The sequence below is a fragment of the Gordonia abscondita genome, assembly GCF_032711245.1.
In the GTDB taxonomy this organism is placed as follows: Bacteria; Actinomycetota; Actinomycetes; order Mycobacteriales; family Mycobacteriaceae; genus Gordonia.
Genome location: NZ_CP128986.1, coordinates 1,910,171 through 1,925,882, shown reverse-complemented (window position 1 = coordinate 1,925,882; position 15,712 = coordinate 1,910,171). Strand labels below are relative to the sequence as shown.

At 66.1% G+C, this 15,712-nt stretch carries 16 protein-coding genes; 8 read left to right on the top strand and 8 right to left on the bottom strand.

Annotated features, from left to right (window positions below; translation table 11 throughout):
- The first annotated feature begins 47 nt into the window (after positions 1–47).
- The 3 genes from MP11Mi_RS09065 (at position 48) to MP11Mi_RS09055 (ending at position 3,533) form a co-directional block, all read left to right on the top strand.
- Positions 48–677, top strand: a complete 630-nt coding sequence (locus MP11Mi_RS09065; RefSeq protein WP_420041954.1) for a TetR/AcrR family transcriptional regulator — start codon at positions 48–50, stop codon at positions 675–677.
- Positions 674–1,912, top strand: coding sequence for an NADH:flavin oxidoreductase (locus MP11Mi_RS09060; protein ID WP_420041953.1), 1,239 nt, complete (start codon positions 674–676; stop codon positions 1,910–1,912). Before MP11Mi_RS09065 ends, MP11Mi_RS09060 begins: the two co-directional genes overlap by 4 nt.
- 205 nt (positions 1,913–2,117) lie before the next feature.
- Positions 2,118–3,533, top strand: a complete 1,416-nt coding sequence (locus tag MP11Mi_RS09055) for an MFS transporter (RefSeq protein ID WP_420041952.1) — start codon at positions 2,118–2,120, stop codon at positions 3,531–3,533.
- Positions 3,534–3,539: 6 nt separating this feature from the next.
- Here the strand turns inward: MP11Mi_RS09055 and MP11Mi_RS09050 are convergent, their stop codons facing one another.
- On the bottom strand, positions 3,540–4,400 hold the full coding sequence (locus MP11Mi_RS09050) for an AlbA family DNA-binding domain-containing protein (RefSeq protein WP_420041951.1): 861 nt from the start codon (positions 4,398–4,400) through the stop codon (positions 3,540–3,542).
- Positions 4,401–4,554: 154 nt separating this feature from the next.
- Between MP11Mi_RS09050 and MP11Mi_RS09045 the strand changes: the two genes are divergently transcribed.
- The 4 genes from MP11Mi_RS09045 to MP11Mi_RS09030 all read left to right on the top strand — a co-directional run bounded on the left by MP11Mi_RS09045 (position 4,555) and on the right by MP11Mi_RS09030 (position 9,741).
- Positions 4,555–6,603, top strand: a complete 2,049-nt coding sequence (locus tag MP11Mi_RS09045; RefSeq protein ID WP_420041950.1) for a prolyl oligopeptidase family serine peptidase — start codon at positions 4,555–4,557, stop codon at positions 6,601–6,603.
- Positions 6,604–6,701: 98 nt separating this feature from the next.
- Entirely contained in the window at positions 6,702–7,895 is a 1,194-nt protein-coding gene (locus MP11Mi_RS09040; protein ID WP_420041949.1) for an ABC transporter substrate-binding protein, read from the top strand.
- A gap of 86 nt (positions 7,896–7,981) precedes the next feature.
- The gene (locus tag MP11Mi_RS09035) at positions 7,982–8,959 is read left to right on the top strand and encodes a FecCD family ABC transporter permease (protein ID WP_420712873.1); all 978 of its coding nucleotides are present in this window, start codon (positions 7,982–7,984) and stop codon (positions 8,957–8,959) included.
- Complete coding sequence (locus tag MP11Mi_RS09030) at positions 8,956–9,741, top strand: ABC transporter ATP-binding protein (RefSeq protein ID WP_420041947.1); 786 nt, start codon at positions 8,956–8,958, stop codon at positions 9,739–9,741. The genes MP11Mi_RS09035 and MP11Mi_RS09030 overlap by 4 nt, the downstream gene beginning before the upstream one ends.
- Before the next feature lie 29 nt (positions 9,742–9,770).
- Here MP11Mi_RS09030 and MP11Mi_RS09025 read toward each other — a convergent pair whose 3' ends face one another.
- From MP11Mi_RS09025 to MP11Mi_RS08995, 7 genes are all read right to left on the bottom strand, one after another.
- Positions 9,771–10,598 (bottom strand): hypothetical protein, encoded by an 828-nt coding sequence (locus MP11Mi_RS09025; RefSeq protein ID WP_420041946.1) that lies wholly within the window; start codon positions 10,596–10,598, stop codon positions 9,771–9,773.
- A 31-nt stretch (positions 10,599–10,629) separates the two neighbouring features.
- Positions 10,630–11,595, bottom strand: a complete 966-nt coding sequence (gene ppk2 / locus MP11Mi_RS09020; protein ID WP_420041945.1) for a polyphosphate kinase 2 — start codon at positions 11,593–11,595, stop codon at positions 10,630–10,632.
- A 78-nt stretch (positions 11,596–11,673) separates the two neighbouring features.
- Entirely contained in the window at positions 11,674–12,198 is a 525-nt protein-coding gene (locus tag MP11Mi_RS09015; protein ID WP_420041944.1) for a DUF6764 family protein, read from the bottom strand.
- A gap of 165 nt (positions 12,199–12,363) precedes the next feature.
- Positions 12,364–12,798, bottom strand: coding sequence for an SRPBCC family protein (locus MP11Mi_RS09010; RefSeq protein WP_420041943.1), 435 nt, complete (start codon positions 12,796–12,798; stop codon positions 12,364–12,366).
- 21 nt (positions 12,799–12,819) lie between these two features.
- Positions 12,820–13,377, bottom strand: coding sequence for a TetR/AcrR family transcriptional regulator (locus MP11Mi_RS09005; RefSeq protein WP_420041942.1), 558 nt, complete (start codon positions 13,375–13,377; stop codon positions 12,820–12,822).
- 60 nt (positions 13,378–13,437) lie between these two features.
- A complete protein-coding gene (locus MP11Mi_RS09000; protein WP_420041941.1) occupies positions 13,438–13,575 on the bottom strand; it encodes a hypothetical protein in 138 nt (45 codons plus the stop codon).
- Between the two features lie 210 nt (positions 13,576–13,785).
- On the bottom strand, positions 13,786–14,364 hold the full coding sequence (locus MP11Mi_RS08995; RefSeq protein ID WP_420041940.1) for a TetR/AcrR family transcriptional regulator: 579 nt from the start codon (positions 14,362–14,364) through the stop codon (positions 13,786–13,788).
- 95 nt (positions 14,365–14,459) lie between these two features.
- Between MP11Mi_RS08995 and MP11Mi_RS08990 the strand changes: the two genes are divergently transcribed.
- Entirely contained in the window at positions 14,460–15,599 is a 1,140-nt protein-coding gene (locus MP11Mi_RS08990) for an acyl-CoA dehydrogenase family protein (protein WP_420041939.1), read from the top strand.
- Positions 15,600–15,712: the final 113 nt, after the last annotated feature.

Genomic DNA, 15,712 nt, shown 5'->3' with positions numbered 1-15,712 from the left:
TCAATCATCGTTTGAATCAGTGATTGATTTGTGATTCACTTCACCACATGGCGACTGACGTGACCCGCGCCCGACTACTCGACGCGACTGAACAGCTGCTCGCGACGACGTCGTACGAAGATCTGCGCGTCCGCGCAGTGTGCGCGCATGCCGGCGTCAACCCGGCAGCGGTCCACTACCATTTCGGTTCCCGAGAAGACCTGGTCGCAGCCCTGCTTCAGGACCGTCTGGCCCCGTTCTGGTCGACCCCACTCGATCGACTGACGCGCGGGCCGGTGACCGTCCGCGAAATCGTCGACGCGATACTCACCCCCCTTGTCCGGCTTCGGGACGATCCGACCACCGCGTCGTTGCTGTCGATTCTCGGTCGTTTCGTGTTGACCCACCCCGACCTGCCCTGGACGGCGACGTGGTTCCGAACGCAGGCGTGGGTGGGCATTCTCACGTCGACGATCGACGTCGACGAGAGCACCGCCCGTCGTCGGTGGCGTTTCGCGTTCTCGATCCTGATGACCGAGCTGTCCACCCGGCCCCCACCGAGCGTCGCCGCAGTCTCCGCTCTCGCCGACTTCCTCACCGCAGGCTTGAGCGCACCAGTGCACCAATCCCCCGCCTCCGATCCAGCTCCCGCAGCCGATGCATCCCCATCGGGCGGGCATGGAAGGAACCGGCCGTGACCCCCGATCCGTTCAGCCCCGCGAGGCTCGGCCCGATCACGCCGCGCAACCGGCTCATCAAATGCGCGACGTTCGAGGGCCGGACGCCCGACGCCCTGGTGACCGACGATCTCATCGAGTTCCATCGGGAGGCTGCCGCGGGCGGTGTCGGCATCAGCACGGTCGCCTACTGTGCGGTGAGCCCAGGAGGGCGCACCGACCGGCACCAGATCCATCTGCGCCCCGAAGCCGCCGGGGGACTTCGTCTACTCACCGACGCGATCCACGGCGAGGGCGCACTGGCCGCCGCACAGCTCGGGCATGCCGGGCCGGTCGCGAACTCAATCTCGAACCGGGCCCCCGCTCTCGGCCCGGGACGCATCCCCGCCCCGATGGGCATGACGTTAACCAAGCGACTCGACGCCGACGGGATCGCGACGTTGACGCGCCAGTTCACCGACGCGGCACGACAGGCTGTCGACTGCGGTTTCGACGCGATCGAAATCCACTGCGGCCACAACTATCTGATCAGTTCGTTCCTGTCGCCGCTGCTCAACCACCGGCGCGACGGATACGGGGGCAGCACGCAAGGGCGCGCCCGACTGGCACGCGAGGTGATCGAAGCAGTACGGGACGCGGTTGGGGACCAGGCCGCAGTGTGGGCCAAACTAAGCATGTTCGACGGAGTCGGCACGCCCGGCACCGGCAAAGGCGGTCACCCATGGAGCGGCCTCAACGTCGACCAGGCATGCGAGACGGCCCGCTTGTTCGAAGCGGACGGATTCCTCGACGCCATCGAGCCGACGGCAGGCAGCTCACTGCTCAATCCGATGTACTTGTTCCACGGAGAGGCGCCGCGCGCAGAGTTCGCAGCAGCATTCGACGGCGCCATGCGGCTGGGCCTGAAGGCCGCCGGGCCGCTGTTTCTTCGGCACTACCCATACCGAGACACGTACCTGCTGCCGTTGGCCCGAGAACTCCGCAAGGCCGTCTCGATGCCGCTCATCCTGCTCGGCGGAATCACCGATCGCGCGAGCATTCAGACCGCCCTCGATGAGGGATTCGACTTCGTCGCGATGGGCCGCGCCCTACTCCGGGAACCCGATTTGCCACTATTGATCCAGAACGACCCTTCGACGGTTTCACGGTGTGTGCACTGCAATTTGTGCATGCCGAGCATCTACTCGAAGACGCGTTGCCCAATTCGCGACAGAGAGGTTCCAGACCCTCTGTCACCTGCAGAATCACCCGGCTGAACGATCTAAAATGCGACCGTTCGAGTTTCCCTCCCGCGCCAATAGTGCTACGGATTAATTAGTCCGTTCGGGGGGAACGACCCCTCGATTGTCTATTGGCTGAGAAGCCGTCGAGATTATGGTGCTTCCGCGACTCAACGCGGCGTCGAGCCCACCGGCCCGACAGAGCCGAACCTCGCCGTCTCGGCCACACATCGGAGGCACGATGGCAGACGCGCTATCAACAAAAGACTTCACCGCACCCAAACCTGAGGCCGTTCGCAAGGCCATCATGGGGTCGGCGATCGGTAACGCGACCGAGTGGTACGACTACGGCGTCTACGCCGCCACCACCACTTATCTCACGGACGCCTTCTTCCCCGGGGAGTTGGGCGGAATCGGCACGATGCTCGGTTTCGCCGTTTCATTCTTGCTGCGGCCACTCGGCGGCTTCGTCTGGGGCCCGATCGGCGACAGGCTGGGCCGCAAAGCCGTTCTCGCCATGACTATCCTGTTGATCTCGGTGGCCACCGCTTTGATCGGCGTCCTGCCGACGCATGCCTCAGTCGGTGTCTGGGCTCCGGTCCTGCTGATCCTGCTACGTGTGGTGCAAGGCTTCTCCACCGGCGGCGAGTACGGCGGCGCCGCGACGTTCATGGCCGAATACGCGCCGGATAAGAAGCGCGGCAAACTGGGCAGCTTCCTGGAATTCGGCACTCTCGCCGGCTTGTCGGCCGGTACCGGCTTCGTGCTCATTCTCGATACCCTCGCCGAGCACGAGATCTGGCTGGACGCCGACGACATGGCGACCTGGGGATGGCGCGTGCCATTCCTGTTCGCGTTGCCGCTCGGCATCGTTGGGCTGTACCTGCGGTCGCAACTCGACGATTCACCGGTTTTCACCGAGGTCGACAACGCGCGCACGGACAAGGCTCGAAAGAAGCACGTCGACGAACCGTCGATATTCGCGCAGCTGAAGACGACAATCGTCGACTACTGGCAGCCGATCGTCATCATGTTCGGCATGGTCGTGGCGCTCAACGTCACGCAGTACACGCTCCTCGCCTACCAGCCCGACTACTTGAAGAACACCCTCGGGATGGACGAGGCCCAGGGCTCGATCGTCATTCTCATCGGGCAGCTCACGATGATGGCGCTGATCCCGTTCTTCGGCGCGTTGTCCGACCGGGTCGGCCGAAAACCCATGTGGTGGACGTCGCTCATCGGACTGTTCATCTTCGCGCTCCCGATGTATTGGCTGATGGGGCAGGGCCTCGCGTGGGCGATTATCGGGTTCCTGATTCTGGGTCTGCTGTACCTACCGCAGCTCTCCACGATCTCGGCGACCTTCCCGGCGATGTTCCCGACCCACGTCCGTTACGCGGGCTTCGCGATCGCGTACAACGTGTCGACCGCGGTGTTCGGCGGCACCGCTCCGCTGGTGAACGAATCCGTGGTGAGCAGCTCCGGATGGTTGGAGTTCCCGGCGCTGTACATGATGCTCGCGTGTGTAGTCGGCATGGTCGCGCTGGCATTCCTCAAGGAGACCGCCGGTGCGTCACTGCGCGGCACCGACATCCCCGAGCAGCACGCCGGCCCGGAGACCGACGTGGAAGTCGAGGAGCCGACAGCCCTACGCTGACCCGCCTCAGCCACCGCCAAAACGCACTGCGGCCTTCGCCTGGGCGGCGAGCGACGATCCGAGTCCGAGCGGCCAGCGCAGCATGACGTACTCGGCTGCTTCATCGACGGAGAGCCGACGCGTCGAGTTTCCGGTGCGGACCCAGAACTCGCGGTCGGCGCTTTTACCTGGTCGCAGATACACCGGACGAGGCGACGCGACAGCGCGCAATCGACAGACGGGGCGGAGGACACCGTCACGGGTCACGTCTTCGACGGCGATCGCAACCTGCGCGGCCGCGTTCTGCCCGACCGAGGTGACCAGCAAGTCGCGCAGCCAGAGTTCATAGCGGTCGGCGTCGGGGACGCGCAGTGTCGCGTAGTCGGCGTCGAGACCGAGAGGCACTCCGTCGTCGTCGACCCCGATCAATAGCGTTCCGCCGTCGCCGTTGAGGAACGCCGAGACGGTCTTGGCGATCACCTGCTCCATCCGGGCGTCCTTATCGCCGGTACGCATGTTGACGCGCGCCGACGACTTGAACTCGAGCCGGTCGGACTCGCCAGCCACAAGGAGTTCGTCGACCGGAGCGATGTCCGGACGTTGGAAGTGGGCGGCGGCGAGTCCGTAGACGAACACTGCGGCCACCGATCCCGCTAGCCCGAAAAGGACGGTCCACGGTGTCCGCAGATGCGCCGTCGGCCAGATCGCCCATTCGACGAGGAGGCCGACCGCGCTGCCGAGGATCGCGAGGACGACCGAGACGGATGCGCGCAGATTCGCACGGCCGCGTAGGAGCCATCGAGCGATGGCGCCGAGCAGCCACGCCACCACCAGGACGATGACCAGCGCTACGGACACCATCCACAGCGGCGTTGTCTCTCGACTCACGAATCCTCCAGACTTGCGGCCGGTCTAAACCGCGGATAAGCATATCGGCGCAGTGTCGGCGCACCGCCCGTTCACCGGGTTCCTGGCCAGATTCGAAGCTCGACGTCCTAGATCGGTCCGCCAGCCATCCGGCTCCGCACGTAACGTGGACCCGGTGACTGATGCGAACACGACCGCCAACGATCCGTATCTCTGGCTCGAAGAAGTCGACAGCGACGAGGCCCTCGACTGGGTGCGCGCCCACAATGCTCCCACGGTCGACGAGTTGACCGACTCCGAGCGGTTCGCGCAGATGCAGACAGACACCCTCGAGATCCTCGACACCGACGACCGGATCCCGTACGTGCGGCGTCGCGGCGACTACCTCTACAACTTCTGGCGGGACGCGACGCACCCGTACGGTCTGTGGCGTCGGACGACGCTCGACGAATATCGCCGGGACGTGACCGAGTGGGACGTGCTCATCGACGTCGACGAACTGCGCGAGACCGAAGGCGAGAACTGGGTGTGGGCCGGAGCGTCGATGCTGCGGCCCGATTACGACCGCGCGCTGATCTCGCTCTCCCGCGGCGGCGCGGACGCGACGGTAGTCCGCGAATACGACGTGCCCTCCCGCGCGTGGGTCGACGGCGGGTTCGAACTTCCGGAGAACAAGTCGAACGTCTCGTGGATCGACCGCGACACCGTCTACGTGGGTACCGAGTTCGGTGAGCAGCCGGACGGCGAGGGGTCATGGACGTCGTCGGGCTATCCGCGTGTAGTGAAACGGTGGACTCGCGGCACCGATCTGTCGCAGGCCGACACGGTGTTCTCCGGGAGCGTCGGCGATGTCGCCGTTGGCGCGGCATTCGATCCGACACCCGGCTATCGACGTCACTTCGCGTATCGGGCGACCGACTTCTACAACACCGACAACTTCGAGGTGATAGACGGTGCGCTCGTCCCGATCGACATCCCGTCGGACGCCGCCTACGCCGTGCACCGGGACTATCTGATGGTGTCGCCGAAGTCGTCGTGGATAGTCGACGGCGTCGAACGCGAGCCCGGCTCACTGCTCGTCTTCGACTATCCGGCGTTCATATCCGGCGACCGCGCACACCGCGTCTTGTTCGCGCCGGACTCGCACACGAGCCTGCAGGACTACGCGTTCACCCGGACCCGCCTAGTGTTGACGACCTTGCACGACGTGGCGACCCGCCTCCAGGCGTTCGAGGTCGGCTCGTGGACGCCTGCGGATCTGCCCGGCGTCCCCGAACTGGCGACCGTCGGCGTCGTCGACGTCGACCCCGACCACAGCGACGAAATCTGGCTGTCGTCGAGTTCGTTCACCCAGGCTCCGTCGCTGCTTTACGGCGACGCGACGACCGGGGTGACGCCGATCAAGGCGTCGCCCGAACACTTCGACTCCTCGGCGGTCACGGCGCAGCAGATCTTCGCGACCTCGGACGACGGCACGCAGGTCCCCTACTTTGTGATCAAACGCGACGACGTCGAATCGGGCCCCACCCTGTTGTACGGCTACGGCGGCTTCGAGAACGCCCTGACGCCCGGCTACATGGGGGTGACCGGGCGGAACTGGATCGCGCGCGGCGGGATCTTCGTCTACGCGAACATCCGCGGCGGCGGCGAGTACGGGCCGACGTGGCACACGCAGGCGCAGAAGGCCGGCCGTCACCTCGTGTACGAAGACTTCGCGGCCATCGCGCGGGATCTCGTCGCACGCGGTTGGACGACGCCGCAGACCCTCGCGGCTCGCGGCGGGTCGAACGGCGGCCTGCTAATGGGCGTGATGACGACGAACTATCCGGAACTGTTCGGCGCGCTCGTGTGCCAGGTACCGCTCATCGACATGCGGCGCTACCACCTGCTGTTGGCGGGCGCTTCGTGGATGGCCGAGTACGGGGACCCCGACGATCCGGCCGAATGGGAGTTCATCTCGAAGTACTCGCCGTACCAACTGGTCCGCGCCGACGTCGACTATCCGGAACTGCTCGTCACGACGTCCACCCGCGACGACCGGGTTCACCCCGGCCATGCCCGCAAGTTCACGGCGCGGCTGGAGGAGACCGGACATCGTGTCCGCTACTACGAGAACATCGAAGGCGGGCACGGCGGCGCCGCGGACAACAAACAGTCGGCGTTCAAGGAGTCCCTCGCCTACGAGTTCCTGTGGCGGACGGTCGGCGCGACCGCAGGCGACTGACGCTTGCGTGTTACGTTTCCTACCGTCCAACCAGCTATGACGTAGCGCGGCCGGAACGAGGCCGGTGCGGTGCGTCCCTGAGAGAGGCGGAGCGCGCGATGCACCCCCGTCCCCGCAAGAGCGCCGCCGCGTGCCTGCTGATCGCTGGGCTGGCCGTCTCCGGTTGTTCCGCGTCCTCGTCGTATGACGTGGGCGCTGACCGCGACTGCATCACCGACTACGACGCGAACACCGACTACTTCCCGGACAAATCGACAATCACCGATGCGACCGGGTTGGCGATCGACTACCACAAGTCGTATCAGGTGCTGACCGTCAAGGAGCCAGCCCCCGGCGCCGCGCCTGCTTCGTACGTACTGGTCCGCTGCGGGGCGCCCGCCCCGAAGCTCGACGGCGCACTCGCGGACGCTCCGCAAGTCGAAGTGCCGGTCCGCACAATGTATTCGGGGTCTACGACGCACCTACCCGCGATGGCGGCGCTCGACGCCGCCGACACGGTCACGGGGGTCAGCACCACCGACTACGTGTCGACGCCGCAGATCCGGGCCCGCATCGATGCGGGGAAGGTCACACAGTATGCGGAGGCCGGTGTGCCCGACGTGGAACGGGTGATCGCCGGCCGACCGGACGTCCTCGTCTCCGACGGCATGGACGACCCGTCGTACACGAAACTCCAGCAGGCGGGCATCGATGTACTCGCCGACGCCGACTGGCTGGAGACGAGCCCGCTCGGCCGCGCCGAATGGGTCAAATTCTTCGGCGCCCTCACCGGCCATGAGAAGAAGGCCACTGAAGTGTTCGACGGCATCAAGCGCGATTACGACGCAGTCGCCGCGAAGGCCACGGACGCACCGAAGACGAATGTTCTACTCGGCGGCATCGAGAACGGGACATGGACGATGGCCGCCGGCGGCAGCTACTTCGGTCGTCTGATCCATGACGCGGGCGGCGACTATCCGTGGGCAGGCGATCACTCGACGGGTTCGCTGCGATTGTCCATCGAATCGGTGATCGACAAGCAGCGGACCGCTGACGCTTGGATCCTGTCGGACATGACGGCGACGTCGCTCGACGCCGTATACAAGCAGGACGACCGGTACCGGGTGTTCGCGCAACCCGCCAAGCGCGCGTGGAACGCCATCAAGGCGGTCAACTCAGCGGGCGGGAATGACTACTGGGAGCGCGGCGTTCTGCGCCCCGACCTCGTCCTCGGGGACCTCTCGGCGATCCTGCACCCGGAGTTGTTCCCCGACCACGACTTCGAGTTCTATCTGCGACTCCCCGCTCAGTGACTCTGCGGACTTCAGCGCGGCCCCGGTGGACGCTGTCACGGCGAGCGACGTGGGCGACGCTCGCCGTCGTCGCAGTCGTGTCGGTGATGGTGACTGCGTCGGTCGGTGCGGTCGTCGTGCCGATCCCCGACATCCTTTCGGTACTGACCGGCGGTGACGCGTCCGACCCGGGCAACGACGCGATCCTACGACTCGTCCGGCTGCCGCGCATCGCGACGTCGGCGATCGCGGGCGCGGCGCTCGGGGTGGCGGGCCTGCAGATGCAGACGTTGTTCCGCAACGCGCTGGCCGATCCGTACATCCTCGGTGCTAACTCCGGCGCGAGCCTCGGCGTCGCGATCGTGTCGCTCGCGGGCGGGGTCGGCGGCCCGGTGTTCGTCGGGGCGGTCGGCGGGTACGGGCGCGTCGGGATCGTCCTCGCCGCTGCGACCGGCGCCGCCGTGGTGCTCGGCGTGATCCTGGTGATGGCCGTCTGGGTCCGCAACGCCGTCACTCTCCTACTGATCGGTGTGATGCTCGGATCAGTGACCGGGGCACTGGTGTCTGTGTTGATCGTGACCGCCGATCCGACGGCTGTGCAGAAGTACATGATCTGGGGCCTTGGCACGTTCTCGTCGACGTCGTGGGGCGACCTCTCGGTGGCCGCGCCGATCGTGCTCGGCACGATCGGCATCGTGTTCTTCACGGTCCGACCACTCAACGCGCTCCTCCTCGGAGAGGGCTACGCCAGGTCGATGGGCGTCGACCTACGTGTGGCGCGCACCGTCACCTTGCTGTCCGCGGCGTTGCTGAGCGGGGTGGTGACCGCGTTCTGTGGGCCCGTCGGATTCCTCGGCCTGGTGATCCCGCACCTCGTGCGCGGCCTGCTCCGCACGTCGGACCACCGGATCCTGATCCCCGGATGTGCGCTCGTCGGCGCGACCCTCGCCGTCTGGTGCGGTGCGCTCGCCGACCTCCCAGGGGAACGGATGTCCTTGCCGCTCAACGCAGTGACAGCGATCATCGGTGCCCCCGTCGTGATCGCCGTCCTCCTGCGCGGGCGCCGTGAGGGAGGCTCGGTATGACCGGTCTCGAACTGCACGACCTGACTGTCGGATACCGCGGCCGCCGCGGGCGAACGGTCGCGGCGAACCTGTCGGCCACGGCGGCCACGGGCCAGCTGACCGCGTTGATCGGCCCGAACGGCGCCGGGAAGTCGACGCTGTTGCGCACCGTCTGCGGGCTGCAGCCGCCACTATCGGGTCGGGCGGTACTCGCCGACGGCACCGAGATCACGTCGCTGCGGGCGTCGGCATTGGCTCGACGCGTCGCCGTCGTCACCACCGACGCCGTCGACCCCGGCAGACTCACCGCGTACGACGTGGCGGCTCTCGGACGGACGCCCTACCTGTCGCCGAGCGGCCGCCTCGCCGACCGCGATCGACGACGTACCGGCGAGGCGTTGGACGCGGTTCGCGCGAGTCATCTCGCCGACCGTCCGTTTCACAATCTTTCCGACGGCGAACGTCAACGTGTCCTCGCTGCCCGCGCGCTCGCGCAGGAGCCGGAGCTGCTGGTGCTCGACGAGCCGACGTCGCACTTGGACGCACCGTCGCGTGTGGAGTTCCTCGACCTGCTCGCCTCTCTCGCACGCGAACAGTCGATCGCCGTCCTCATGTCGTCACACGAACTGGAACTCGTGATGCGGTTGTCCGACGAGGTGTGGCTCCTGCGCGGCGACGGCACGATGGCTACCGGGTCACCCGCGGCGCTCGCGGCCGACGGCGTGGTGTCCGGCGCATTCGACCGCGGTCGCCTGCGCTTCGACTCCGATCAATTCGCATTCGTCATCGACGACGAAGCCTGACGCGCCGGCCTAGAACCCGGCCGGAACCGTCAGAACGCTGAGCGGCGGCGTCCTCCGACGATCCGTAAGAGCAGCCCGGCCACGGTGACGAGCGCTCCGGCTATCGCGACGATCAGCGAGAGGTTCGCAAGATCGGAGGAGACGCCATCGGCCACCACTTCGACCGTTCGGCGCGCGGCCTCGTCGGTGTCGGCAGTCTTGTCGCCCGCGAGCGACCGAATGTACTGCGCGAGCCCGAACGCGCCCGCGGCGGCGAGCAGTACGCCGACGCCCAACCATCCGAGCACAGTGCTGCGCCGGTTCGCGGCCAGCAGTGCGAGGATCGCCGCGACGGCGGCGACGGTCACCGCGATCCACGATGTCGCCGACACCAGGCGGCCCGTCGACTCCATCGACCCGGCGGTCAGTCGGTGCTGGTCGATGCCGATGTAGATGGGTCGGTCGACGGCCACCTCCGTCGGGAGGTTCGTAGACGCAAGGACTCGATTGACCATCGGTGTCACGTTCACGTCCATGACGTGGGTGTCCGTGTCGGGCCCGGGTGCCGTGAACAGCCAGTCGTGCTGTTGTCGGGCAATCTCCTGGAAGTCCTGCACGAATCCTTCGCTGCGCGTGTAGTTGCGGGCGAGCGGTTCGACGACGGCACCCGCCAACGGGACGCTCGTCTCCTGTTCGACCGACGCCGCGACTTTCTCCGCGAAATAGTCCTGCACTTCGGTGTTGCGGGCGGCGTCGCCTGCCGACGCCGCGAATCCATCGACGGAGACCACCCGCTGCGACACCCACATACTGGGTACGGCGATGATCACCGCGATCATCGCGACGACGGTGAACAGTCCGGAGGCAATACTTCGCACCCCGCAGACGTTACCGGAGGCCAGTCGAGTCTTACTCTCCGACGAGGTCACGCGCACGGCCCACGATCAACGGATCGGGAGTCCCGACGATCGTCTCGTCCTTGCCGTCGTAGTCGTGGAGGCTCAGGACGTACCGCATCGCATTGATGCGAGCCCGCTTCTTGTCGTTACTCTTGACCACGGTCCACGGCGCATGGTCGGTGTCGGTGTCGCGAAACATGCGTTCCTTGGCTCCGGTGTACGACTCCCAGCGATCGAGTGACGCCAGGTCCATCGGCGATAGCTTCCACTGCCGGACGGGGTCGATCTGACGAATCGCGAACCTGGTCCGCTGTTCGAGCGGGGTCACCGAGAACCAGAATTTGACGAGGTGGACGCCGTCGTCGACGAGCATCCGTTCGAAGGCCGGCGCCTGCGACATGAACTGGTCGTACTGCTCGGGTGTGCAGAAGTTCATGACGCGTTCGACGCCCGCACGGTTGTACCAGGAGCGGTCGAAGAAGACCATCTCGCCTGCGGCGGGAAGATGCTGCACGTAACGCTGGAAGTACCACTCTGTCGACTCGCGTTCGGACGGCTTCTCGAGTGCGACGACGCGCGCGCCGCGCGGGTTCAGATGCTCGTTGAATCGTTTGATCGTGCCGCCCTTGCCCGCCGCGTCCCGACCCTCGAACAACAGCAGGTGACGGCGTCCGGTCTGTTTGGACCACTTCTGCAGTTTCAACAACTCGATCTGAAGTCGCCGCTTGGTCACCTCGTACTCGCGGCGACTCATCCGCTCTTCGTACGGGTAGTCCTCACGCCAGGTGTCGACGACGTTGCGTTCGGGCAGCGTCAGCAAGATCGGGTCGTCGTCATCGTCGTCGACGACCGTGAAGCCCCCGGTGTCTCGCAGATCGACGAGCTGCTGCAGGGCCTCCCGCCCTGAGACGAGGCTGAGGTCGGGTCCGATGTTCTGCTGCGGCTGCACGTAGCCGTCGAGATTGTCCACGCGCACAGGCTAGCGCGATACCGCCGATTCGGCAGGACTGCGATCGGCGTCAAAGGTCCCGCCGAAAGTCCCCTCTGCTCGCTGTCAGTGGATGTCGATCGATCCCGACTTCACGCAGTACTGTCCGGTGGTCGAATCGTAAGCCGCGCCGAATCCGCCCGCGCACAGCGCACCCTGCGGTCCGGCATACGCCTGGCCGCCCCAGCCGCCGACGGCGACCGAGGTTCCGCCGTCGCGGGCCATCGATATCGACGTCGATCGGGGGCCGGTGGAGAACGAGTAGGCGTTGCCGCCTCGGACGCCGCTCGACAGCGCCTGCGAGCCCGGCTGCAGGTTGATGCTCGTCGCGGCTCCGCGTTGGGTGGCGACCGACGTGGCGACGCCGCTGTTGCTGGTGTCGCGTGCGTCGGCGTGCGATCCGGGACCGGCGTTGGCGATGCAGTGGCTCAGACCGTCGGCGTGTTCCACTCGGTTGTTGTCGGCCGCCGAACAGGTCGTGTCAGCGGATGCGGTTCCGCCGCCGAGGAGAGCCATCGCGCCGATCGCGGCGCCTCCTGCGAGGCCTGCGATGAGGATTCGAATCCCCTGGCTCCCCTTGAAAATGCGCACGCTGATTCCTCTCCCGCGAAGATTACCGATGGTCGATCGAAGTCCAGTCCGACGCTACTCGCGCGGGAGCGCTCGGGGTGCGATCGTTACCGACGCGATGCACAAGAATCGACCCCGCCCCGGACTGGCGTCCGTGACGGGGTCGTTCGGGTGTTCAGACGTTGCTCAGGCGCGGCGCTTGGCTTCTGCGGTGAGGCCCTTCTTCGCGGTCTCGACAGCCACCTTCTGGCCTCGTTTGACGATGATTCCGGGCAGCTTGATCTTGAGGTCGATCGTCAGCTCGAACGACACGTGGGCACCGTCGCCCTTAGGGGTGATCGTGTACTTGCCCTGCTGCATGGACAGTTGCGAACTCTCGACGAGACTCCACTCGCACGTGTTCTCGGTCCACGTGTAGTCGAGCACCTGGTCGTCGGTGATACCGGCAGCGGTCACGGACGCTTCGACGCGTGCCGGGCTTCCGTCCTCGTGCTCGGTGAGGATCTTCGCGGACTTGTGCGGGCCCGACCATTCGGGGAGGGACTCGACGTCGAGCAGGATCTCCATGATGACCGACGGCGGTGCGTCGACGTCGAACTCGGTGTTTGCGGTGACAGCCATGGCAGAGAATGTACCGTCAATCTATCCGGCCGATGTCAGAAGCGGACTGATTTCCTTCACCACGCGGTCTAGCGGCTCGAAGCTCCGGTGTGCACGGCACAGCACGACGGCGCCTTCCATCGCAGCGAGGATGGTCATCGCCAACGACCGCGAGCGGTCGCTGTCGAAGCCGCGAGAGCGCAGACCCGCCGCGAGGCCGTCCTCCCAACGGATGAAGTGTTGTTCGGCGATGTCGGCGACCGCCGGGTCGGTGTCACGAGCCGTCGCGGCGGCGGCGACGGTACTGCCCGCCGCGAAGTCGGTGTCGGTGAGCACCCGGCGCCACATGGCGGCGATGTCGGCGACGATGAAGGTTGGGGACGATCGCACTGCCTCCACGAGGCCGTCGTCGACGCGCGTCGCGCCGAACTGGACGGCTTCGGCGATGATCTCGGCTCGACCGCCGGGGAAATGATGGTAAACCGAGCCGCGCGATGCGCCCGCGGCTTTGAGAACGTCGCCGACCGATGTGCCTGCGACTCCGTTGCGCGCGATCAGATCGGCGGCACTCGCCACCATATGCGCACGCGGCGACGTCATCCGCGGAAACCCGCGCGGAGCGCGTCGGCAGCGGGCACAGCGGTGTGCAGTCGTTCGCTTCTAGCCACGGGGCGCCGCACCGTGATAGCCGTTGAGTTGGAAGGCTTCGAGCGAAGCCGTGAGGATCGACGCCAGCGGGAGGCCATCGTAGTGCCGCCAGTCGACGGCCGATTCAGTCGTCGTTCCGTCGCCGGACACACCACACTCCTCATTTGATCGCCGATTTCACATGGTAGCTGGCGTGGATGGCAGGTGGTGCCGCCGCGACGCGTGCTCCACGCTCAGCTCGAGTGCGATCTTCCCGGTCGACTTCCGCGTCGCCAACAACTCCAGCGCTTGGCCTGCGTGGTCCATCGGGAAGAGCGTGGGCTCGGGCACCGATAGACGTCCGTCAACCAGGAGTCGCGTTCACGAACTCAAGCCGCCGGTGAGAATCACCGCCAGTTCCCGATACGCGGGCGCGTCGTCGATACCCAGGCTGTCCTGAACGCCGCCGCGCTGAATACGGACCATCATCGTCGCGATCACGTCGGCCGCGAAAGCCGCGTTCACGCCCCGGAACTCGCCAGCCGCGACGCCGCGGTCGATAATCTCTCGCACCCGGTCCGCGGCGATCCTGGTGTTCTGCTCATACACCTCGCGGGCGGGGGCAAAAGCGTCAAGGTCGCTCATGAACTGTGCGGATACCACTGCGAGCGCTTCGCCGACCGCGGTCAGATAGGCGAACACCTGCTCTCGCGCGGGCGCGGCCGGGTCGACATTCGCCTCGACCTGCCGCGTCGCGCGTTTGAAGAAGTGCACCGTCGCGGCGGTGATCAGCTGTTCTCTACTTCCAGCCAGGGCGTACAGCGTCGACTTTGAGCATCGGAGGCGGGCAGTCAACGCGTCGAGCGTCAGGTGCGCGAACCCCTCCGCGAGGAACACGTCAACCAGTTCGGTGAAGAGCTGACTCTGGCGCGCGGTCGCGAAGTCAGACGGAGTATCCATGCGCAGATAGTACTGGCGGAGCCGTTGCAGTATCGAAAGGTGAGCAGTACCATTTAGCACACTAAAGTACTATTTCGAGTATCCCTAGGATGATCATGCCCGTCGACAGACTCCTCCCCACCACCGAAGCTCGCGATCTGATCCAACTCACGCGCGACGTCGCCGACAAGGTCCTCGCGCCGATCGTGGACGAGCACGAGAAGAACGAGACTTACCCGGAGGGCGTGTTCGGATCCCTCGGCGAGGTCGGCCTGCTCAGCCTCCCGTATCCGGAGGAATGGGGAGGCGGCGGACAGCCGTACGAGGTTTACCTCCAAGTACTCGAGGAACTCGCCGCGCGTTGGGCGTCCGTCGCCGTCGCCGTCAGCGTCCACAGCCTGGCGATTCACCCGCTCATGTCCTTCGGTACCGAGGAACAGAAGCAGCGGTGGCTACCCGAGATGCTCGGCGGCCGCACGATCGGTGCCTACAGCCTGTCCGAACCGCAGGCAGGATCGGACGCCGCGGCCCTGGCATGCCGCGCGAACGCGACCGACCTCGGGTACACGATCAACGGCGCCAAGGCCTGGATCACGCACGGCGGCATAGCCGACTTCTACAACCTTTTCGCCCGCACCGGCGAAGGATCCAAAGGCATCTCGTGCTTCCTGGTACCTCGCGACACCGACGGTCTCAGCTTCGGTCGCCCCGAAGAGAAGATGGGGCTGCACGCCGTCCCCACCACATCAGCGAACTACGAGGACGTGTTCGTACCGGAGGAACGCCGGATCGGCACGGAAGGCCAAGGACTCCAGATCGCCTTCAGCGCTCTGGACTCCGGCCGACTCGGCATCGCTGCGGTCGCCGTTGGCATCGCGCAAGCGGCACTCGACGAGGCGGTGGCCTACGCGAAGGAACGAACCACGTTCGGCCGAAAGATCATCGACCACCAGGGCCTCGGATTCCTCCTTGCCGACATGGCCGCCGCAGTCGACTCGGCACGAGCGACGTACCTCGACGCGGCTCGCCGCCGCGACGCGGGCCTGCCGTACTCACGCAACGCGTCGGTCGCCAAACTCGTCGCGACGGACGCCGCGATGAAGGTGACGACCGACGCCGTGCAGGTCCTCGGCGGTTGCGGATACACCCGCGACTTTCGGGTTGAGCGGTACATGCGCGAAGCGAAGATCACCCAGATCTTCGAAGGCACCAATCAGATCCAGCGACTGGTCATCAGTCGCCATCTGGCCGGCTGAGTCAGACACCGACCCGACGGCGGCCATCGACCACGGCCATAGACCACGGCCATCGGGCGCACACCCAGGCGACGGACCTCACCGACGGCCCCGACTATCGCCTCAAACGCCGT